The 20,434-nt window shown below is 72.3% G+C and carries 16 protein-coding genes; 8 read left to right on the top strand and 8 right to left on the bottom strand.

Annotated elements, in window-relative coordinates:
• Positions 1-57: 57 nt before the first annotated feature.
• The 7 genes from FS793_RS06190 to FS793_RS06160 form a co-directional block, all read right to left on the bottom strand.
• Complete coding sequence (locus FS793_RS06190; RefSeq protein WP_144719547.1) at positions 58-843, bottom strand: PspA/IM30 family protein; 786 nt, start codon at positions 841-843, stop codon at positions 58-60.
• Between the two features lie 68 nt (positions 844-911).
• Positions 912-2,990, bottom strand: a complete 2,079-nt coding sequence (locus FS793_RS06185; protein WP_144719546.1) for a TPM domain-containing protein — start codon at positions 2,988-2,990, stop codon at positions 912-914.
• A gap of 100 nt (positions 2,991-3,090) precedes the next feature.
• Entirely contained in the window at positions 3,091-3,843 is a 753-nt protein-coding gene (locus tag FS793_RS06180) for a hypothetical protein (protein ID WP_144719545.1), read from the bottom strand.
• Positions 3,843-4,358 (bottom strand): sigma-70 family RNA polymerase sigma factor, encoded by a 516-nt coding sequence (locus tag FS793_RS06175; RefSeq protein ID WP_144719543.1) that lies wholly within the window; start codon positions 4,356-4,358, stop codon positions 3,843-3,845. The genes FS793_RS06180 and FS793_RS06175 overlap by 1 nt, the downstream gene beginning before the upstream one ends.
• 11 nt (positions 4,359-4,369) lie before the next feature.
• On the bottom strand, positions 4,370-5,053 hold the full coding sequence (locus FS793_RS06170; RefSeq protein ID WP_144719541.1) for an FMN-binding negative transcriptional regulator: 684 nt from the start codon (positions 5,051-5,053) through the stop codon (positions 4,370-4,372).
• Positions 5,054-5,707: 654 nt separating this feature from the next.
• Positions 5,708-6,193, bottom strand: a complete 486-nt coding sequence (locus FS793_RS06165; protein ID WP_144719539.1) for a hypothetical protein — start codon at positions 6,191-6,193, stop codon at positions 5,708-5,710.
• A gap of 114 nt (positions 6,194-6,307) precedes the next feature.
• Positions 6,308-7,321, bottom strand: a complete 1,014-nt coding sequence (locus FS793_RS06160) for a zinc-binding dehydrogenase (protein WP_186329357.1) — start codon at positions 7,319-7,321, stop codon at positions 6,308-6,310.
• A 178-nt stretch (positions 7,322-7,499) separates the two neighbouring features.
• Here FS793_RS06160 and FS793_RS06155 point away from each other — a divergent pair, with 178 nt between their 5' ends.
• The 6 genes from FS793_RS06155 to FS793_RS06130 all read left to right on the top strand — a co-directional run bounded on the left by FS793_RS06155 (position 7,500) and on the right by FS793_RS06130 (position 15,870).
• The gene (locus FS793_RS06155; RefSeq protein ID WP_144719535.1) at positions 7,500-9,107 is read left to right on the top strand and encodes an FGGY-family carbohydrate kinase; all 1,608 of its coding nucleotides are present in this window, start codon (positions 7,500-7,502) and stop codon (positions 9,105-9,107) included.
• A gap of 74 nt (positions 9,108-9,181) precedes the next feature.
• Positions 9,182-10,030, top strand: coding sequence for an HAD-IIA family hydrolase (locus FS793_RS06150; RefSeq protein WP_144719533.1), 849 nt, complete (start codon positions 9,182-9,184; stop codon positions 10,028-10,030).
• Positions 10,027-11,385: an iron-containing alcohol dehydrogenase gene (locus tag FS793_RS06145; RefSeq protein WP_144719531.1), complete on the top strand. Its 1,359-nt coding sequence runs from the start codon at positions 10,027-10,029 to the stop codon at positions 11,383-11,385. Before FS793_RS06150 ends, FS793_RS06145 begins: the two co-directional genes overlap by 4 nt.
• Before the next feature lie 121 nt (positions 11,386-11,506).
• Positions 11,507-12,379: a class II fructose-bisphosphate aldolase gene (locus FS793_RS06140; protein WP_144719529.1), complete on the top strand. Its 873-nt coding sequence runs from the start codon at positions 11,507-11,509 to the stop codon at positions 12,377-12,379.
• Positions 12,376-13,161, top strand: coding sequence for an HAD-IA family hydrolase (locus FS793_RS06135; protein WP_144719527.1), 786 nt, complete (start codon positions 12,376-12,378; stop codon positions 13,159-13,161). Before FS793_RS06140 ends, FS793_RS06135 begins: the two co-directional genes overlap by 4 nt.
• A gap of 177 nt (positions 13,162-13,338) precedes the next feature.
• Positions 13,339-15,870: a transglycosylase domain-containing protein gene (locus tag FS793_RS06130; RefSeq protein WP_186329356.1), complete on the top strand. Its 2,532-nt coding sequence runs from the start codon at positions 13,339-13,341 to the stop codon at positions 15,868-15,870.
• A gap of 17 nt (positions 15,871-15,887) precedes the next feature.
• Here the strand turns inward: FS793_RS06130 and FS793_RS06125 are convergent, their stop codons facing one another.
• Positions 15,888-16,622, bottom strand: coding sequence for a GntR family transcriptional regulator (locus FS793_RS06125; RefSeq protein WP_144719523.1), 735 nt, complete (start codon positions 16,620-16,622; stop codon positions 15,888-15,890).
• A gap of 204 nt (positions 16,623-16,826) precedes the next feature.
• Here FS793_RS06125 and FS793_RS06120 point away from each other — a divergent pair, with 204 nt between their 5' ends.
• Both FS793_RS06120 and FS793_RS06115 read left to right on the top strand, forming a co-directional pair.
• The gene (locus FS793_RS06120) at positions 16,827-19,004 is read left to right on the top strand and encodes an alpha-ketoacid dehydrogenase subunit alpha/beta (protein WP_144719521.1); all 2,178 of its coding nucleotides are present in this window, start codon (positions 16,827-16,829) and stop codon (positions 19,002-19,004) included.
• A 23-nt stretch (positions 19,005-19,027) separates the two neighbouring features.
• On the top strand, positions 19,028-20,389 hold the full coding sequence (locus FS793_RS06115; RefSeq protein ID WP_144719519.1) for a dihydrolipoamide acetyltransferase family protein: 1,362 nt from the start codon (positions 19,028-19,030) through the stop codon (positions 20,387-20,389).
• The last annotated feature ends 45 nt before the right edge of the window (positions 20,390-20,434 follow it).

Below are 20,434 nucleotides of genomic sequence, written 5' to 3'. Positions count from 1 at the left end.
GGAGGGCGACGAAGGGGGCGCACCCGCAGGCGCGCCCCCTCGCATCCGTGCCGCCGATCAGCGGTCGACGACCTCCGCGTCGACCGTGCCGTCGGTGACGGCCGACTGCTGCTGGCCCGACGTGACGGCCTGCTGCTGGCCGCGCTTCAGCTCGGCGAGGCGCGCCTCGATCTCGATGTCGCGGTCGTGGTTCTCGAGCGCCTCGAACTGCGCGTCGAGGCTCGAGGCCGCGAGCTCCTGCTGGCCGAGCACCTTCGCCTCCTCGCGGCGGATCTTCTCCTCGAAGCGGCCGATCTCGCTCGTCGGGTCCATGATGTCGATCGACTTGATCGCGTCGTGCACCTGCGACTGCGCCTGCGCGGTCTTCTGGCGTGCGATGAGCTCGGAGCGCTTCGACTTCAGCTCGTCGAGCTTCTGCTTCATGGTGTCGAGGCCGCCCTTGAGCTTGTCGACGACCTCGGTCTGCGAGCGGATGCCGGGCTCGGCCGAGCGCGCCTCCGACTCCGCCTGCATCTGCTTCGACAGCGCCACCTTGGCGAGGTTGTCGAACTTGTCGGCGTCCGACGAGCCCTCGCCGCGCAGCTGGTCGGCCTTCTGGCTGGCGGCGAGCGCCTTGCGACCCCAGTCCTGCGACGCGCGCACGTCCTCCTGGTAGTCCTGCTCCTGCATGCGCAGGTTGCCGATGGTCTGCGCGATGGCCTGCTCCGCCTCCGCGATCGAGTTCGTGTAGTCGCGCACGAGCTGGTCGAGCATCTTCGCGGGATCCTCGGCCTGGTCGAGGAGCGCGTTGACGTTCGCCCGCGCGAGCTGCGCGATGCGGCCGAGGATGGACTGCTTGGACATGATCTGCCTTTCGAGTGCCGTCGAGGTCTGGATGGTGTGGATGGATGAGGGTCGCGGTCGGCGCCGACTCAGAAGTCGCCGCCACCGCCGTCGAAGCCGCCGAAGCTGCCGCCGCCTCCGAAGAAGCCGCCGAAGTCGCCGCCGCCGCCCGAGAAGCCGCCGCCGTCGCCTCCGCCGAAGAAGCCGCCGCCGTCGCCGCCGGATGCCGAGGCACCCCAGTCGCCGCCGCCGTGGTGGGAGCCGCCCATGAGGATGTTGCCGAGCACCGAGCCGAGCACGCCGCCCATGACGGCGCCGCCGATGTTGCCCATGCCGCCGCCGATGCCGTCGCCGTCGAAGCCGTCGCGGACGCCGCGACGCCCTCGGTAGTACGGGTTGCGGGAGCCGAAGCCGCCGGTCATGCCGCCGCCGCCGTAGCCGCGCACGTCGTCGTCGGCATCGCGCATCGCCTGCTCGGCGCGCTCGGACGCGCGGCGCGCAGCGTCGGTCGCAGCCGCGACGTCGGACGACTGCATGCGCAGCGCCTGCGCGAGGTCCTCCTGCGCGAGCGCGAGCATCTGGCGAGCGTGCGAGCCGACCGCGAGGCGACGGGTGGAGAGGAACTGCTCCGCCGCATCGATGTTCTGCCGCGCCGACGTCAGCCAGCCCTGCAGCGACGAGGCTGCGCGTCCCTGCCTGTCGGACTCCTCGCGCGACTGCCCCGTCGCCTGCTCGAGCGTGTCGTTCGCGCGCTGCAGCCTGGGCAGCACCTCGGCGACGTCAACCGGCGAGCGACGCGCGTCGGCGATCGCCTGCTCGGCGAGCTGGATGATCGGCGCGAGGTCGGTGGCGCCTCGCGGCAGCGACCTGGCGACCGCGACGTCGTTGACGGTGTCGTCGACGAGCGCGCGCAGCTGCTCCTCGGTCGCGGCGAGGTCGTCGCCCGCGCGCTCGACGCCGGCGAGCAGCGACCGCGCCTGCGCGATGGCAGCCTCGGCGGCGTGCACGGCGACGGCCGCCTGGCCGCCCTGCGCGCCCCGGCCCTGCGCGACGGCCTCGTCGATCGCGGGCAGCAGGCGCTCGGCGCCCGCGATGTTCTGCTGCACGGGCGCGATGGAGTGGCCCGTGTAGCGGTCGTCGAGGCGGTCCAGGATCTGCTTGGCGTTCGCGATGCGCGCGTCGAGCTCCGTGCGGGCCTTCGCGGCAGCCTCGAGCGCCTGCGGAGCCGTGCGCTCGAGGTCGCGCAGCTGCTCGAATCCCTTCGCCTGGCTGCCGAGCTCGGCGGTGGCGCCCTCGGCGATCTGCAGGATGCGGCTCGACCAGTCGTGCCGCTCCTGGTCGGTGTCGGGGAAGGCGTCGTCGAGCTGCTGCTGCAGCTGGAACGCCTCGCGCAGGCCGCCCTTCGCGCGCTCGACGGCCTGCGCGTACTGCGCGACGGGCTCGTCGCCGAACTGCGCCTCGGCGAACTGCAGCTCCTGCTCGGACTGCTGCACGGTGTCGTCGAGCTGCACGAGCGCGATGTCGGCGCGCTGCTTGAGCTGGTCGAGGCTCAGCTGGTGCTGCTCGACCTCCGCCTTCGCCGCCTTCTTCTTGCGGCTCCGTCGCACGAGCAGCGCGGTCACGCCCGCGCCCACGCCGACGACGGCGATGCCGCCGACGACGGCGCCGCCGGTCTGCACCGCCGTCTCGCCGGGCGTCGCCGCATCCTCGGCGATGCGATCGGCGAAGGCGGCGATGCCGCCCTCGAGGTCGCCGTCGTTCAGCGCGGGCTCGAGGTAGTTCGTCGCGGCGTCGTCGATCTGGTCGGTCGAGCGGTCGACGCCCGAACCCGTCGACGTGCCGTACTGGCCGTCGTCGATCGCGATCGACAGCAGCACCGAGTCCGCGGAGAGGCCCGACGCGGTCGCCGCCTGGTTCGACCAGTCGCCCTGGGCGAGGCCGTCGAACGACGACACCACGACGGCGTACACCTGCACGTCGGACTCGGCGTTGACGGCCTCGAGCGCAGCCGTGACCTCGCCGACGTCGAACTGCCCCGTCTCGTCGACGAACACGTCGCCGCCGAGGTCGACGGGGTCCTCGGTCACGAGCGCCCCCGCGCTCAGGCCGAGCCCCGCAGCCGCCGCGATGCCGGCAGCCACGATGCCTCTGACGATGCTGGTGGGCATCCATCCCCCCTCGGGTGGTCGCTTCGGCGCGAGCCTACCCGGCGGGTCTACGCGAGAACCTTGGGAATGCGGGGACGTGGGAGTGCTCTGAGCGAACGACTCACGGTGCCGTGCCGAGGGCGAGACGCTGCTGCACGACTGCGTCCTCGCCGAGCGCGATGGCGACGAGCGGCAGCGTGATCCCTCCGAGACCACCCGAGCCGCCGCATCCGACCGGGTGGAGGTCGACGGCGACGTCGAGCGACGCGACCTCGCCGGGCGCGAGCCGGAGCACGGGCCCGTCGAGCGACGAAGCGGGGTCGAGCACCGAGAGCCCGGCGAGCACGCCGCCCGCGTACGTCGCGACGCCGACGTCGCCGATGCGCACCACGATCGCCGCGGACGACTGGTTCTCCACGAGCAGCGTCGTGACGCCGTCGGCTGGCGGGGCGGCGAACGAGAGCACGAGCCCGGGCTGCAGGACGTCGGCCTCCGTGAATGGGCACCCAGACGCGCCCTGGTCGCCGTAGTACGTCGGGGCCGGATCCGCCTGGTCGGTCGGCTGCGCCTCCTCGGCGCTCGTCGGCGCCTCGCTGGTCGCGGCGGGTGCTGGCGCCTCTGGCTCGGCACCCGAATCGCCCTGCTCGGCGACGCCCGCCTCCTGCAGCGTCGACGTCACGGGGTCGGGGCCGAGCAGCCCCGGCACGACGACGGGCGCCAGGAAGGCGAGGCACGCGGCCCCCACGGCCACGCCGGTGCCGATCACCTTCGGGCGGCGGCGCCGACGCGCGTCCGTCACGACGGCGTCGACGTCGATCGCCGTCGTCGGCTCGGGCATCGCGCGCAGGCGCTCGCGCAGCTCGTCGTCGTCCATCACGCCCCCTCCTGCTGCGTCGTCTCCTCGGTGGCGAGCTGCTCGCGCAGCTTCGCCATGGCGTCGCTCACGTACCGCTTCACCGAGCCCGGCGCGATGCCGAGCTCCTTCGCCGTCTCGTCGACCGACCGGTCCTCGTAGTAGCGCAGCACGACGCATGCCCGCTCGCGCGGGCTCAGCCGCTCGAGCCGCGCCGCCATGTCGAGGTGCGCGCCGGTGAGCGTCGAGCCAGAGTCGAGGCGCTCGTGCGGCACGACGAGCGGACGGATGCGCTGCCACCGCTGCCGCCTGCGCGCCCGGTCGAGGAAGCGGTTCGCGATCGCACGCCGCACGTACGCCTCGGCCTGCTCGACCTCGAAGCCGTTCCGAAGGCGACCGAACGTCGCGGCCAGCGCATCCTGCACCAGGTCCCTCGCCTCCTCGTCGTCGCCGCACAGCAGCGCGGCGTATCGGGTGAGGGCAGCACCGCGCTCTGCGACCAGTCGGGTCACGACGGTCTCCCAGTGCGCAGCCATCCCTCTACCCCCTACGACGCAGAGGTCGCCGGTTCGGTTGGGGTCGCTGCGAGATCGGCGTCGAGGGACGCCTGCATGCGCTCGGCGAGGCCGGGGTGGATGCCGCGCAGATGCGCGATGACGCTCGCCCGCGTCTCGGCCGACTTGTTCTGCGACAGCTTCGACTTCGCCGTCCACGAGCGCACCGTCAGGCGCAGGCCCGTCGTGCCCATCGCGAGGCCGAGGTTCGTCTCGTCGTCGACGTCGAGCCGCTTCGCGCCCGGCCGGTCGCCCTCGAAGTGGGCGACGAGGCGCTCGAGGGTCGCGACGTTCTCGTCGTGCGACACGACCTCGACGTCGCACACGGCGTGCACGGCCTCGAAGTTCCACGTCGGCACCTGGCCGTCGTCGGCGCCGAGGTACCAGGTGGGGGAGACGTAGTCGTGGTCGCCCTGGATCACGACGAGCATCGTGCCGCGCCCCGTGGCGCCACCGCCCACGAGGCCGTGCAGCCGAGCGTCGGCGCGGCCGAGATGGGTCACGAAGGCGAGGGCGTCGCCGTCGTTCGCGCCCGGCGCCTCGTCGAGCAGCAGGGGCGTATGGGATGCGACGGGAGCGCCGTCGAGGTGGCTCACGACGGTGGCCCACGGATGCGTGCCGACGAGCGCGCGCACGAACTCGGGGTCCTCGACGCGGTACTGCGGGTTGGGCTGCATGCCTCGATCCTCGCATCCAGCCCTGCGGATGCGGCGGTCCTGCACCCACCAGCTGGTCGAGGAGCGCGCGAGCGCAGCGAGCAGGCGTCACGAGACCACGCGACCGCGGCTCCTGCCCGGCCACGCGCATGGTCGCGTCGAGCGGGTACGTCGCGTGGTCTCGTGACGGCTCCTCGCCTGCTCGGGGCCTCCTCGACCAGCTGGAAGGAGGAGGACGTCACGAAGGACGAGCGCGCCTCCACCGCCAGCTGGTCGAGGAGCGCGCGAGCCCCTGGGCGAGCACGCGTCACGAGACCCCGCGACGGCCGCTCCTGCCCGGCCGCGCGCGTGGTCGCGTCGAGCGGGTGCGTCGCGTGGTCTCGTGACGGCTCCTCGCTGCGCTCGGGGCCTCCTCGACCGGCTGGAAGGAGGAGGACGTCACGAAGGACGAGCGCGCCTCCACCACCAGCTGGTCGAGGAGCGCGCGAGCCCCTGGGCGAGCACGCGTCACGAGACCCCGCGACCGCGGCTCCTGCCCGGCCATGCGCATGGTCGCGTCGGGCGGGTGCGTCGCGTGGTCTCGTGACGGCTCCTCGCTGCGCTCGGGGCCTCCTCGACCAGCTGGTGGGACCGTCCGGCGAGCGTTCGACGACCACTCGTGGTGGTGGGGTGCCGTCAGCCCAGCGACGCCGGCCGCCACCGCGTTACGACGTCTGCAGTCGCCGCGATCACCTCGACGACGGTCGACGACGGATGTGGGAAGAGCGCCGAGGTATTGAACGCGTCGTCGAGCGAGAGCAGCGGCTCGATCGGCCCAGCATCGTGATGACCGACGACGTCGTGCGCCCACGCGGCGATGTCGCGCAGGGACCGGTCGTTCGCGAGGTGCTCCAGCAGCAGCTCGCGCGCGACGATCGCGACGGCCTCTTGGAACGTCATCGCCGCGAGCTCGATGCCGAGCGCCTCGTGCGCGCTCGCGATCGTGGCGTCGACGACCGACGGCGTCTCGTCGGGATGCATGGCGGCGAGCGCCGTGACCCGCTCGTCGTCGACGCCGTCGAGCAGCGCCATCGTCGCGGCGTCGATCGCCGGCTGCACGGCGCCGAGCACGAGCCGATGCGCGTGGGCGCGCGTGCAGGCGTCGGCGGTCGCGGGATGCATGCGCTCATCCCACCATGGCCGTCCGCGCCGACATGCGCTCCAGCTCGTCGAGGAGGCCGCTCGCGCAGCCAGCCGCCGTCGGCGACGCGCTCCTCGACCAGCCGGTGGGGAGGGCTACGGCGCCACGTCGAACACGACCTTCTCGCCGCGGGCGACGCGGTCGAGGCCGTCGGCCCACGACTCGAGGGGGAGTCGCGCCGAGATGAGCGGCTCGACGCGCACGGCGCCCGACGCCATGAGCGCGAGGGCCGTGCGGTAGCTCGACGGGCGCTTGCCGCGCGAGCCGACGATCTCGAGCTCGTGGTGGATGAGCCGGTCGACGTCGAACGCGGGCGCGGTCTGGAAGAACGCGACGAGCACGAGCCGGCCGCCGCGCCGCAGCAGCGGCAGCGAGGACTCCGCCACGCTCGTCGCGCCCGAGCACTCGAACACCGAGTGCGCGCCGCGGCCGCCCGTGAGCCCGTGCACGATCGCATCGAGGTCCTCGGTCTCGGCATCCACCACCACGTCGATGCCCGCGTTCCGTGCCTTCGCGAGCGATGCCGCGTGCCGCGAACGGCCGACGAGCACGACCGTCGCTCCCACCGCGCGAGCGACGCGCGCGCACAGCTGCCCGATGGCCCCGGGCCCGATCACGACGACGACCTCGCCGACGAGCGACGGCGACTGCTCGACGACGGCGTGCACCGCGATCGCGAGCGGCTCGGTCAGCGCAGCCTCGACGAGCGAGACCGAGTCGGGCAGCACGTGGATCGCGCGCTCGGGCATCGCGATGCGGTCGGCGAGCGCGCCGTCGGCCGTCGTGCCGATGCCCCTGCGGTTCGGGCACCGGTTGTACTGCTCGGTGCGGCACGCGTCGCAGCGCATGCAGAGGTACGCATCCGTCTCGAACGTCACGCGGTCGCCCACCCGCAGGTCGTCGCGCACGCCACCGGGGGCGATCGCGACGATGCGCCCGGAGGCCTCGTGTCCGAGGGTGCGCGTCCCCGAGCCGACGTCGTGGCCGCCGTCGAGGGCTGCGCGATCGGTGCCGCAGACCGCGGCGTGGGCGACGTCGACGAGCACGTGCCCGGGCTCGAGCTCGGGCTCGGCCACCTCCTCGATGCCGACGCCTCCTGCATGCTTCACGAGCGCTCGCACGGTCCTCGCTCCTTCGCGATCGGTGCCCCTGGGGGATGCCTCCATCCCATCCTGCATGTGGGACTAGAGACAAGTCCATACATGTCTATATGATTGCCGGCAGTCGCGCACCGCCGCCCGGCGGCGCCCGGCCCAGATCAGACCTCAACGACGAGGAGGAGCCCCCATGGGCGAGTACATCCTGGGAATCGACGCCGGCACGTCCGTGCTCAAGGCCGCGGTCTTCGACCGCGCAGGCACCGAGCTCTCGCGCGGCGCGCACAGCGTCGGCATCGACAGCCCCGAGCCGCATCTGGCCGAGGAGGACATGGACCAGGTCTGGGAGGCCGCGGCCGACGCGATCAAGGACGCGATCGCGGGCTCCGGCGTCGACGCGAGCGAGATCGTCGCCGTGTCGGTCACGGGGCAGGGCGACGGCGTGTGGCTCGTCGACTCCGCGACGGGGCGCCCCAAGGGCCCCGCGATCCTCTGGACCGACGGACGCGCGGGCGGCATCATCGACGACTGGTACGCGAACGGCACCGTCACGAGCCAGTTCGCCATCACCGGCACCGGCCCCTACGCGGGCACGACCTCGGCCGTGCTGCGCTGGCGCGCCGACAACGAGCCCGAGGTGCTCGAGGGCGCCACGACGCTGTGGTGCAAGGACTGGGTGGAGTTCAACCTCACCGGCGACCTGTCCACCGATCCCTCCGACGCGAGCCTCTCGGGCATCGACACCGCCGGTCGCCAGTGGTCGAAGCAGGTGAACACCATCTGGGGCATCGACCGCGTCAGCCACGTGCTGCCGCCCATCAAGGCCCCGACCGACGTCGCAGGCACCGTCACCGACGCCGCCTCCGAGCGCACGGGCCTCGTCGCGGGCACGCCCGTCTACAAGGGTCAGATGGACATCACCGCGTCGTCGCTCGGCGTCGGCGTCGTGCGCCCCGGCGACTGCATGGCCGTCATCGGCACGGCGGGCATCGTCACGGTGTGCACCGACGACGTGTCGAAGGGCTTCGAGCCGCAGGACGTGGGCTGGACGATCCCGCACGGCCCCGACACGTGGATCCGCGCGATGGGCATGAACTCGTGCACCCCGAACCTCGACTGGTTCCTGCGCGAGTTCGGCGCCGCCTTCCAGGCCGACGCCGAGGTCGCCGGTCAGGCGCTGTTCGCGCACCTCGAGGAGCGCATCCTCGCGACGCCCATCGGCGCCCGCGGCGTCATCTTCCACGGCTACCTCGCGCCCGGCGGCGAGCGCGCGCCGTTCGTGAAGCCCTCCGCGCGCGGCTCGTTCTCGGGCCTCACCGGCACGCACGACCGCAGCGACATGCTGCGCGCCATCTACGAGGGCGTCGCATACGGCATCCGCGACTGCCTCGACTCCATCCCCACTGAGGTGCAGACGGTGCGCCTGGCAGGCGGCGGCGCGAACAGCGCCGTCTGGTGCCAGATCTTCGCCGACGTGCTCGGTCGCCGCATCATCGTGCCCGCGGGCTCGGAGTTCGGCGCCAAGGGCGCGGCGATCGTCGCGGGCGTCGGCTCGGGCGTCTACGCCAGCTACGCCGAGGGTGCGGATGCGACGGTCGAGATCGTGCGCGAGTACGAGCCCGACCTCGAGAAGACCGCGGTCTACACCGAGCTCTTCACCGCGTACCGCGCCATCCGCGAGGCGAACGCGAAGGTCTGGGACCAGCTGCAGGTCGCGACGCGGAAGGCGGCGGCGTACGCTGCGGCCACGAAGCAGCAGGCAGGCGCGACGACGCAGCCCGAGCCCATCGCCGTCTGACCCATCCCCTCGACCGGCCGGCCCTGCTGCAGGGCCGGCCGGTCGCACGATCCCTCGAAGGAGCGCCCGACGCCATGACGGAGCCGACCCCCATCGACGCCATCGCCGAGTTCGACGCCTACCTGTTCGACCTCGACGGCACGATCTACCTCGGCGAGGGGCTCCTCCCCGGCGCCCAGCGCCTCGTGGAGACGCTGCGCGCGCACGGCAAGCGCGTGCTGTTCTGCAGCAACAACCCCACGAAGTCGCCCCAGGACTACGCCGACCGCCTCGCGCGCCTCGGCCTGCCCACGCCGGTCGAAGACGTCTACACGAGCCTCGTCGCGACGGTGCACTGGATCGAGCGCGAGATGCCCGGCAAGGTCGTCTTCCCCATCGGCGAGCAGCCGCTCGTGGATGCGCTCGCCGCAGCGGGCATCCCCATGAGCGACGATGCCGAGCGCATCGACCTCGTCATCTCCTCGTACGACCGCACGTTCGAGTACCGCAAGCTGCAGATCGCGTTCGACGCGCTGTGGTTCCACAAGCGCGCCCGCCTCGTGACGACGAATCCCGACCGCTTCTGCCCGTTCCCGGGCGGCAGGGGGGAGCCGGATGCCGCGTGCATCACGGCTGCGATCACGGCGGGCACGCAGGTCGAGTGCGAGGCGGTGTTCGGCAAGCCGTCGAAGGACCTCTTCGACATCATCCAGCGCGACACGGGCATCGACCCGGCGCGCACGGTCATGGTGGGCGACCGCCTCTCGACCGACATGCTCTTCGCCCGCAACTCGGGCATCGCCTCGGCGCTCGTCATGACGGGCGAGACCGACGAGGCGATGCTCGCAGCCGCGCCCGACGAGCACCGCCCCGACATCGTGCTGGGGCAGATCGACCACCTCGTCGACGCCTTCGTCGACGCCGATCGGGAGGCCCGCGCATGACGGATCTCGCACGCGCCTCGCTCGAGCACTCGGGCGGCGCCATGACCACGACCTCGCGGCCCGGCGCGCTCGACGCCGTCGGCTCGCTCGCCGCGTCCCTCCTCGCGGGAGGCTCCGTCGTGCTGCTGGGCGACGGCGTGCCGAAGTGCGTCGGCGGCGACGACGTCGACGCGCGCGTCGAGGCGCAGCTGGCCGAGCGCTACGAGCTGCACCACGTCGTCGCACCGGCGGGGGAGCACGGCGTCGTGCTCGACGAGGCGACCGTGGATGCGACGGCAGTCGACGCCGAGGGCGCCGAGCTCATCGTCTCGGTCGGCTCGGGCACCGTGACCGACCTCGCGAAGGTCGTCGGGGCCCGGCTCGGCGTGCCCGTGGTCGCCGTGCAGACCGCCGCATCCGTCAACGGCTTCGCCGACTCCCTGTCGGTGCTCGTGCAGAAGGGTGCGAAGCGCACGTCGCCGAGCGCCTGGCCCGCCGCCCTCGTCATCGACCACGACGTGCTCGCCGACGCACCCGACCGCCTCACGCGCTCGGGCGTCGGCGATGCCGTCGCCGTGTGGACCTCGCCCGCCGACTGGTACCTCGCATGCGCGCTCGGCGTCGACCCGGGACCGTACTCGGATGCCTTCACGGCGCCGGTGCGCGATGCGGTCGTCGCCATGACCGCGCCGGAGGCGAGCGACGCCGAGCGCATGTCGGGCCTCGTCGACGCCCTGACGCTCGGCGGCCTCATGATCGGCGCCGCCGGGTCGACCGCGCCGCTGTCGGGCTGCGAGCACCTGCTGAGCCACGTGCTCGACATGCGGGCGATGGCCGAGCACGTCGAGCACGATCTGCACGGCGCCCAGGTGGGCGTCGCGAGCGTCGTCGCCGCTGCGCTCTGGGACGTCGCGCTGCACGACGAGCGCATCCTCGACGTCGCGGTCGACGACCTGCAGCCACCCGCCGACCTGCGCGAGCGCGTGCTCGCGACGTGGGCGCCCGTCGACCCGTCGGGCGCGCTCGGCGAGGAGTGCTGGATCGCCGTCGAGCGCAAGGTCGCGAGGTGGCAGGAGCAGCGCGACGGCGTCGCGGCCTTCCTCGACGACCGCGAGCGGCATCGGTCCGAGCTCGAGCGCCTCGCGGGCGACCCCGCGTCGTGCGCCGCGGCGCTCGCCGCCTGGGGAGCCCCCGCGACGTTCTCGACCCTCACGCCGAGCGTGGATGCCGATCGTGCGCGCTGGGCGCTCGCGGCGCTGCCGTTCATGCGCGACCGCATGACGCTCGCCGATCTGCTGCTCTTCGCGGGCCGATGGGACGACGCGCTCGTCGAGCGCGTGCTCGCGCGCGCCGGAGAGGCGGGCGGCGGCCTCTGAGCCGCCCCCGCCCCCTCGCTCGCCGCGACTTGGCTCAGTTGTCCAGTGTTGTATAGACTTGTCATGGAGACAGACCCGGCACCGGGCGACGATGCCCGTGACGCAAGGAGGAGATGGTCCGATGGCCTTCGCTAGCACCCGCGAGCTCTGCCTCGCCGCACGCACCGACGGGTACGCCGTCCCCGCCGTCAACATCGTCGATGGCCTCTCGATCGCCTCGGCGGTCAAGGCCGCGGACTCGGTCGGCTCGCCGATCATCCTGCAGACGTCGGTGAAGACCGTGCAGTACTTCGGCGCCGCCGTGCTCGCCTCGGCGGCCCAGGCCGCCGCCGATGCCGCATCCGTGCCGGTCGCCCTGCACCTCGACCACTGCCCGCAGCGCGCCGTCATCACCGAGGCGATCGCGCACGGCTGGTCGTCGGTGCTCTTCGACGCCTCCGACCGCGACTTCGACACCGCCGTCGCCGAGACCGCCGAGGTCGTCGCCGAGGCGCACGCCGCCGGCGTCGACGTCGAGAGCGAGATCGAGAACATCGTGGGCGTCGAGGACGGCGTCGGCTCCGACGACCCGAACGTGCACTTCTACGCCGACGAGGAGCTCGTGCGCGTCGCGACCGAGACGGGCACCGACCTCATCGCGCCCGCGCTCGGCACCGCGCACGGCCTCTACAAGGCCTCGCCCGTGCTGCTCGTCGACCGCGTCGCGCGCCTCGCCGCGCTCACCGACATCCCCGTCGTGCTGCACGGCGGCACGGGCCTGTCGGCCGAGGAGTTCCAGGCGTTCATCGACGCAGGCGTCTCGAAGATCAACATCTCCACCGCCGTCAAGCTCGCCTACATGCACGCATCGCGCGATCACCTCGCCGAGGCCGAGCGCGCCGGCAAGTGGGAGCCCGTGAGGCTGTTCGACCAGATCGGCTCGGCGGTCGAGCAGGCCGTGCTGCAGCACATCGAGCTCTTCGGCTCGGCGCGTCGCGCGGCGGTGCCCGCATGACGCGCGCGCTCGTGCTCGACTGCGACGGCGTGCTCGCCGACACCGAGCTCGACGGTCACCTCGTCGCCTTCAACCGCACGTTCGAGGAGCTGGACCTCCCGTTCCGGTGGACCCCGGAGGAGTACGGCGAGCTGCTGCGCGTCGGCGGCGGCAAGGAGCGCATGAAGGCGTACCTCGCGCAGCATCCCGAGATCGACCTCGGCTCGCCCGAGCAGCTCGACGAGCGCATCGCCGCCGCGCACAAGCGCAAGTCGGCGCTCTACGTCGAGCTCGTCGAGGCAGGCGCGCTGCCTCCGCGACCGGGCATCGCCCGCGTCGTCGGCGAGGCGCTCGACGCCGGCTGGCTCGTCGCCTGCGCGTCCACGTCGGCCCTCGCGAGCGTCGAGGCCGTGCTCGCCTCCGTCGTCGGCCCCGAGCAGCGCGCCCGCATGGCGGGCGTCTTCGCGGGCGACGTCGTGCCGGCGAAGAAGCCGGCCCCCGACATCTACCTGCTGGCCGCCGCCGAGCTCGGCGTCGGCATCGACGACGTCGTCGTGATCGAGGACTCCCAGTCGGGCGCCGCCGCGGCTGCGGCGGCGGGCATGGCCCACGTCGTGACCGTGAGCCACTTCACGCACGACGACGCCTTCCCGGCGGCGACGACCATCGTGTCGGCGCTCGGGGATCCGGGTGCCCCCGCGACGCTCGTCGAGGGGCTGGATGCGCGAGGCCCCGAGGGGTTCGTCGACCTCGCGGGGCTCGAGCGCGTGCTCGAGGCGCACCGCGCCGCCGCCGCCTCGTAGGCGGCGCCACAGCGACCGAGCGCGCGCCGGGCAGGGGTGGCCGGCGCGCGCTCGGCATGTCCGTGCTCGACGCGTCCAGCGCTCGTGCAGGAGATCCCTGGCCGATCTGCCAGCGACACGACGTAGCGTGCGGGCATGTCACCCGGTCCTCGCGTTCGTCACGCCCCCGGCTCCTTCTTGGGCAGCCTCCTGGGCGTCGTCGGCTTCAGCGTCGTCGCCGGCCTCCTCGTGAGCGCCACCGTCGTGCCCGGCGTCGCCGTCGCCTCCGAGACGGCCGACAGCGGCATCGACGTGTTCGAGAGCCTGCCCGACTTCGTGGAGATCGACGAGCAGTCGGAGGTCTCGACGATCTACGGGCGCGGCGAGGCGCAGGAGGCCATCCCGATCGCCCAGTTCTACAGCCAGAACAGGCAGATCGTCTCGCTCGCGGAGGCAGGACGCTGGGCGCCGCTCGCGGCGATCGCCGGCGAGGACGCCCGGTTCTACGACCACGGCGGCGTCGACATGATCTCCGTCGTGCGCGCGCTCTCGCCGGTCGGCGCCGGCGGCGCCTCGAGCCTCACGATGCAGCTGGTGCGACAGCAGATCGTCGAGGTCGCATGCGCGATCGTCGACCCGACCACGGGCGCACGGCAGGACGAGGAGCTGTGCGCCGATCAGACCGCCGACTCCTACGGGCGCAAGCTGCAGGAGATGCGCTTCGCCATCGCCCTCGAGCAGCGGTACACGAAGAACGAGATCCTCGCGGCGTACCTGAACATCGCGAACTACGGCGACGCGACCTACGGCATCCAGGCGGCAGCGCAGCGCTACTTCAGCATCGACGCGAGCCAGCTGTCGATCGCGGAGGCCGCATCGCTGCTCGCGACGGTGCAGTACCCGTCGAACCTCAACCTGTCGCAGCCCGAGCACTACGCGGGCAACCAGGCGCGTCGCGACTACGTGATCCAGCGCATGCACACCGTGGGATTCATCACCGACGCCGAGCGCGACGAGGCGCTCGCGATCCCCGTCGACGACGACTTCGTGCAGCTGAGCGAGCTCGAGTCGGGCTGCATGGCCTCGTACTACGGCTCGACCGGCTTCTTCTGCGACTACGTCTCTCGCACGCTGCAGCTGCCGCAGCCCGACGGCTCCTTCCTGCTCGGCGCCGATCAGGCCGCGAACCAGCGCGCGTTCGACCTCGGTGGCCTGCAGATCTTCACGTCCATCGACGTCACCCTCAACGAGCAGGTGCAGGCAGTGCTCGACGAGTACACGCCGCTCGACGAGACGCGGCTCGAGCTCGGCGGCGCCGTGAGCATGCTCGAGGTGGGGTCGGGGCGCATCCTCGTGATGGCGCAGAACAAGGACTTCGACAACACCGACTCGGCGGATGCGCAGCTCGAGACGGGCGTGAACTTCAACGTCGGCGGCAGCGACCTGGGAGGTGGTCAGGGCTTCCAGCCGGGATCCGGCTACAAGATCTTCGCGCTCGCGGCGTGGATCGAGGCCGGCTACTCGGTGAGCACGTCGCTCGACACGTCACGGCATCCGCGGCAGATCCCGTCCTGCGGCTCGCGGCTGCCCGCCGATCCGCAGAACAACGAGGGGCGCAGCTTCCCCCGATCCGACGTCGTCGGCATCATGGAGAACTCGCTGAACACGGGGATCATGGAGATGGGCACCCGCCTCGACGTGTGCGACGTCTTCGAGGTCGCCGAACGGATGGGCGCGGGCCCGGCGCAGGGCGGCACCTACGCCGACTACCCGCGCGACCAGGTGCCGCCGGCGTTGATCGGCGGAGCGGGCAACGTGACGCCGATGGGCATGGCGGAGGCGTTCCAGACGATCGCGAGCGGTGGCGTGCACTGCGAGCCGACCGCGATCGACCGCATCGTCGCGCGCGACGGCAGCGAGCTGGCGATGCCTGCGCGCGACTGCGAGCGCGTGCTGACGCCCGAGGTCGCCTCGGTCATGCAGTACGTGCTGCAGGAGGTGACGAACGCCAACCGGATCAACGACCCGCCGGGGCCGGCCCCGGTGATCTCGAAGACCGGCACGAGCAACGACGTCGTGCAGACGTGGGTGAACGGCGCGTCGTCGTCGATCGCGTCGAGCGTGTGGATCGGCAACATCCAGGGCGACACGGGCCTGCTGAGCGTCGGCGGCCGGGCGATGTGGGATCGCCGTTCCGCGGTGTTCACGCAGGTGATGGGCGCCGCGCTCGATCGCTACCCCGGTGCCGCGTTCGCGCCGCCGGACGAGAGCACGCTGCAGGGCAACGCCGTGGCGCTGCCCGACGTGGCGGGGCAGACGCCCGACGAGGCACGCGCGACGCTCGAGGGCGCCGGCTTCACGGTCGTCGTCGGCGCCACGGTGGCGGGAGCGCAGGAGGCGGGACGCATCGAGTACTCGTCGCCGGGCGCGGGCGCGCTCGTGCTGCCGCGGACGTCGGTGACGCTGCTCGTGAGCGACGGGTCGCAGTCCACGTCGCCCGACGCCGCGATCCCGTCGCTCGAGGGCATGACGCTCGCCGATGCCGGCACCGCGATGGGGGCCGCGGGCCTCGACGCCGCGAACCTGCAGGTCACCTGGGCTCGCGCCGATCCCGCCTCGCGCTGCGTCGTGCTCGACCAGAACCCGGATGCGGGCACGGCCGGCCCGCCGACCTCGCCGGTGTCGATCGTCGTCGGCGCGGATCGCGACGGGATCGACCCGGGCTGCTGACCTTCGGCGGACGCGCGCTACACGTCGTACGTGAACTCGAGCCGCACCATGTCGCCGCGGAAGCGGATGCGGGTGAACTCGAACGGCTTCGACGACGGCGACGAGATGCGCTGCTCGAGCTGCAGGATCGGCGTGCCCTCGTGCACCGCGAGCAGCTTGGCGTCGTTCGCCGACGCCGCCGTGGTCTCGAGCGTCTCGAGCACCTTCGTCATGCGCAGGCCGAAGTCGCGATCGAGCACGGTGCACAGCTGCTCGGCGACGAGGTCGCGCTCGATGACGCCCGGCGCGAGCGCCTCGGGCACGTGCGACTCGTGCACGCTGATGGGCGTGCCGTCGACGCGGCGCAGGCGGCGCACGATGAACGTGGGCGTGCCCGTGGGGATGTCGAGCGCCTGCGCGACGCGCGTCGACGCGGGCTCGAGGCGCTGGCCGAGCAGCTCGGTGTCGGTCGCGTAGCCCTGCTGCTCGAGCTGCTCGCGGATGCCCTGGTACGAGGGGGAGCGCGTGGAGATCTTGGAGCGCGACACGAACGTGCCCTTGCCCTGCACACGGAAGAGGAGGCCCTCGTCGACGAGGCGGGCGAGCACCTGGCGCGCGGTCATGCGGCTGATGCCGTACAGCTGGTTGAGCTCGTTCTCCGACGGGATGCGCTGGTCGGGCTGCCAGTCGCCGCGCTGGATCTTGGCGCGGATGACGTCGGCGAGCTGGATGTAGAGCGGGGTCGCCGACTCACGATCGAGCTTCTCCACCATGGGTCTCCTCCTTCGCTCCGCGCGGCCCTGCACGGAGGGTCCGACACCTACTCATCTATGCTTGTATAGAGTTGTACGGTACGGTGGTGACGAGTACGACGGCGTCCGTCGCGCTGCATGCGAGAGCATAGCCGCGGAGGGGTCCGTACCCAGCACCACGAGCCGACAAGCCACGCGCTACCGATTCATCGAGGATGAGGATCAATGGCAAGGACGACCACGCTGAAGCCCGCCGCGCCCTGGGTGGAGCTCCGCACGACGAAGGCCGACTGGGATGCCGCCGACCCGGCGCTCCTCGAGACCATGCTCGTGCAGCTGCACCTCATCCGCGCCTTCGAGGAGTACGTGCTCGAGCTGGCTGGGCAGAAGCTCATCAACGGGCCCGCGCACTCGTCGATCGGCCAGGAGGGCGGCGCGGTCGGGAGCGCGCTGTCGCTGCACAGCGCCGACCACGTCAACGGCTCGCACCGCGGCCACCACCAGTTCCTCGCCAAGGCGTTCGGCCACGTCCAGCCGAACGGCTTCGCAGCACGCGACGCCATCGCGGAGCCCGTGCAGGACGTCCTCTACCGCGCGCTCTCCGAGATCGCGGGCCTCAAGGACGGCTACTGCAAGGGCCGCGGCGGGTCGATGCACCTGCAGTGGACCGAGGCCGGCGCCATGGGCACGAACGCCATCGTCGGCGGCGCCGTGCCGTTCGCGGTCGGCTTCGGCTGGGCCAGCCAGCACTCGGGCACCGACGACGTCTCGGTCACCTACTTCGGCGACGGCGCCGTGAACATCGGCTCGGTGCTCGAGTCGTTCAACCTCGCCGCCGCGTGGAAGACGCCCACGTGCTTCTTCATCGAGAACAACCAGTACGCCGTGTCGACGAACGTCGACGAGGCGACGGGGGAGGCGCGCCTGTCGGGTCGCGGCCTCGGCTTCGGCATCCCCTCGTGGCGCGTCGACGGCCAGGACACCCTCGCGGTGCACCTCGCGATGCAGCTGGCCGTCGACCACATGCGCGCGGGCAACGGCCCCACGGTCGTCGAGGTCGACACCTACCGCTACTTCCACCAGAACGGCCCCTTCCCGGGCAGCGCCTTCGGCTACCGCACGAAGGACGAGGAGAAGTCGTGGCGCGACCGCGACCCCATCGCGATCGTCGAGGGTCACCTCACGCGCCGCGGCATCCTCTCGGCCGACGAGGCCAAGGAGGTGCGGGCCCGCGTCAAGAAGGTCATGGCCGACATCGGCGACCGCGTCGTCGAGGCCGACCCGAACGGCAAGGCCGGGCAGCTGCGCATCCGGGAGGAGCTGTGGCCCGACCCCGCCTTCCTGAACCACGGCATCCGCGGCGAGATCCCCGAGATCACCGACGTCGCCGTGCAGGAGAACGCGGAGTTCGGCCCCGACGACCTCGAGGACAGGAAGTTCGTCGACGTCATCGCAGCCGTCATGCACCGTCGCATGTCGCAGGACGAGTCGATCGTCACGCTCGGCGAGGACATCCACCGCCTCGGTGGCGGCTCGCGCGGCGCGACCAAGGGCCTCGCCGACGACTTCCCCGACCGCACGCTCGGCACGCCCATCAGCGAGAACGCCTTCACGGGCTTCGGCGGCGGCCTCGCGCTCGACGGTCGGTACTACCCGGTCATCGAGCTCATGTACGCCGACTTCCTCTGGGTCGCTGCCGACCAGCTGTTCAACCAGATCGGCAAGGCGCGCCACATGTTCGGCGGCGACCACGCCATGCCGCTCATGATGCGCATCAAGATCGGCACGAACACGGGCTACGGCTCGCAGCACTCGATGGACCCGGCGGGCATCCTCGCCACGAGCGTCGGATGGCGCATCATCGCGCCGTCGTCGCCGCTCGACTACGTCGGCCTCGTGAACACGGCGATGCGCCTCGGCGACCCCGTCGCGGTGCTCGAGCACGACGCCGACCTCTACAAGTCGGTCGGCGCCGCACCGAAGGACCTCGACTACTGCCTGCCGTTCGGCAAGGCGGCCGTGCGCCGCGAGGGCTCCGAGGCGACCGTCATCTCGTACCTGTCGATGGTGCAGCGCGCCCTCGACGCCGTCGAGGAGTCGGGCGTCGACGGCGAGGTCATCGACCTGCGCTGGCTCGACCGCGCGAGCGTCGACTGGGACACGATCGGCGCGTCGATCCAGAAGACGAACCGCGTCGTCATCGTCGAGCAGGGCTCGGAGGGCACGTCGTACGGCGGCTGGCTCTCGGACGAGATCCAGCGACGCTTCTTCGACTGGCTCGACGCGCCCATCACGCGCGTGCAGGGCTCGGAGTCGTCGCCGTCGATCTCGAAGGTGCTCGAGAAGGCAGCGCTCGCCCACACCCACGACATCGTCGCCGCGCTCCGCGCCGTGACGGCCTGAGCCGGGAAGGACTGGACACACCCATGGCACGCTTCCTGAAGATGCCCGGCGTCTCCGCCGACTCCGACGCCGCCGTGCTCGAGGGCTGGCTCGTCGAGGCCGGCGCGAGCGTCACGGCGGGCGCGGCGATCGCGTCGGTCGAGACCGAGAAGGCGGTCGTCGACATCGAGGTCGACGACGACGCCGTCATCCACGCCCTGCTCGTCGAGTCGGGCGACACCGTACCCGTCGGCGACCCCATCGCCGTGCTGCTCGCCCCCGGCGAGGCCGCGAGCGAGGCCGAGGCGCTCGTGGCGCAGCTCGGTGGCTCGAGCGCGGCGGACGCCGCACCCGCGGAGCCCCCCACGATCGACCAGGAGGAGGCGAAGGAGGCCGTCGAGACCGAGGACACGACGGTCGACGTGCCCGAGCCCCAGACGCAGACGGAGCCCGCCGCCGCACCGCAGGCGGAGGCGCCGGCCGCGCCGCAGGCACCCGCCGCCGGCGCGAACGGCGAGCGCCGCTTCGCGAGCCCGATCGCCCGTCGGCTCGCGAAGGAGCGCGGCATCGACATCGCCACGCTCTCCGGCTCCGGCCCCGGCGGCCGCATCGTGCGCGCCGACGTGGAGTCGGCTGCGAGCGCTCCGGCAGCGCCCGCCGCCGCTCCCGCATCCGCGCCGGCCGCGGCACCCGCACCCGCATCCGCCCCCGTCGCAGCACCGGCGGGCGGCACGGCGACGCCGCACACGAGGCTGCGGAGGATCATCGCCTCGCGGCTGCAGCAGTCGAAGCGCGAGGCGCCGCACTTCTACCTGCGGCGCGACCTGCGCGTCGACGCCCTGCTCGCCCTGCGCGCGCAGGTCAACGAGGGGGCGACCGTGCGCATCTCGGTCAACGACCTCTTCGTGAAGGCGGCCGCGCGGGCCCTCGTCGACGTGCCCGAGATGAACGTCATCTGGACCGACGACGCCGTCGTCTCGTACCCGACGGCCGACATCTCGATCGCCGTCGCGAGCGAGCGCGGGCTCGTGACCCCGACGATCCGCGGCATCGAGTCGCTGTCGCTCACGACCCTGTCGACGCAGATCAAGGATGCGGTCGGCCGCGCGAACGAGGGACGCCTGCAGCAGGCGGAGCTCGAGGGCGGCACGATGTCGATCACCAACCTCGGCATGTTCGGCGTCGACGAGTTCTCGGCGATCATCAACCCGCCGCAGGCGGCGATCCTCGCGATCGGCGCCGCCACGAGGCGGGCCGTCGTGAACGACGAGGGCGAGCTCGAGGCCGGGTCGGTCGTGACCGTGACGCTGTCGGTCGACCACCGTCCCGTCGACGGCGTCGTCGCCGCCAGGTGGCTCGATCGCCTCGCGCAGCTCATCGCATCGCCCATGCAGATCCTGCTCTGACGCACGATCGCTGCGTCCCGCGCAGCGGATCGAGCGTGCTCGAGG

Source organism: Agrococcus jejuensis (assembly GCF_007679035.1).
Classification (GTDB): domain Bacteria; phylum Actinomycetota; class Actinomycetes; order Actinomycetales; family Microbacteriaceae; genus Agrococcus; species Agrococcus jejuensis_A.
Note: the sequence above shows the minus strand (reverse complement) of the source record. Positions and strands in the feature narration are given on the sequence as shown.